This window comes from Geobacillus sp. G4, assembly GCF_040327975.1.
GTDB lineage: Bacteria > Bacillota > Bacilli > Bacillales > Anoxybacillaceae > Geobacillus > Geobacillus thermoleovorans.
Genome location: NZ_JBEPJY010000059.1, coordinates 1 through 820, shown reverse-complemented (window position 1 = coordinate 820; position 820 = coordinate 1). Strand labels below are relative to the sequence as shown.

Genomic DNA, 820 nt, shown 5'->3' with positions numbered 1-820 from the left:
GCCGAGGAACCCAATTCCCCCGAATTCACTAGAAGACACAGGCGCAAAGTTGCTGCATTGAAACAACTTCTCTGCTGGTTTTCGTCGAAGAATCCCGCTTCTCTCCATTCACTTGCAGGACACAAGGTTGCTACTTTAGTTTGCTTCTCTGTAATCCTACCGAGGAACCTCACGTCTTCAAATTCCCTTGCAAGCGGCAGGCACAGACATAAAGCAACAGTGGAGCCTATCGGGATCGAACCGATGACCTCCTGCGTGCAAAGCAGGCGCTCTCCCAGCTGAGCTAAGGCCCCATATATCCGCTATCGGGAAGACAGGATTTGAACCTGCGACCCCATGGTCCCAAACCATGTGCTCTGCCAAACTGAGCTACTTCCCGCCAACGCGCTCGAGAGGATTCGAACCCCTAACCTTCTGATCCGTAGTCAGATGCTCTATCCAATTGAGCTACGAGCGCAAGTGCCGAGGGCCGGACTCGAACCGGCACGGTAGTGACCTACCCCAGGATTTTAAGTCCTGTGCGTCTGCCAATTCCGCCACCCCGGCTAAATGGGCAAATAAATGGAGCGGAAGACGGGACTCGAACCCGCGACCCCCACCTTGGCAAGGTGGTGTTCTACCGCTGAACTACTTCCGCTCGAATCAACATGCGGGTGAAGGGACTCGAACCCCCACGCCCGTAAAGGGCACTAGACCCTGAATCTAGCGCGTCTGCCAATTCCGCCACACCCGCAAATCAATTGTGGTGAGCCATGGAGGACTCGAACCTCCGACCCTCTGATTAAAAGTCAGATGCTCTACCTACTGAGCTAATGGCTCA

7 tRNA genes are annotated in these 820 nt (G+C 54.4%); all 7 read right to left on the bottom strand.

What is annotated here, in order from left to right:
• Positions 1-220: 220 nt before the first annotated feature.
• The 7 genes from ABS784_RS16900 to ABS784_RS16870 all read right to left on the bottom strand — a co-directional run bounded on the left by ABS784_RS16900 (position 221) and on the right by ABS784_RS16870 (position 819).
• Positions 221-293, bottom strand: a tRNA-Ala gene (locus tag ABS784_RS16900).
• 12 nt (positions 294-305) lie between these two features.
• Positions 306-379, bottom strand: a tRNA-Pro gene (locus ABS784_RS16895).
• A gap of 4 nt (positions 380-383) precedes the next feature.
• A tRNA-Arg gene (locus ABS784_RS16890) sits at positions 384-457 on the bottom strand.
• Positions 458-460: 3 nt separating this feature from the next.
• Positions 461-546, bottom strand: a tRNA-Leu gene (locus tag ABS784_RS16885).
• A gap of 16 nt (positions 547-562) precedes the next feature.
• Positions 563-637 (bottom strand) — tRNA-Gly (locus tag ABS784_RS16880).
• Between the two features lie 11 nt (positions 638-648).
• Positions 649-733 (bottom strand) — tRNA-Leu (locus ABS784_RS16875).
• A gap of 10 nt (positions 734-743) precedes the next feature.
• Positions 744-819: transfer RNA gene (locus ABS784_RS16870), tRNA-Lys, on the bottom strand.
• Position 820 lies beyond the last annotated feature (1 nt).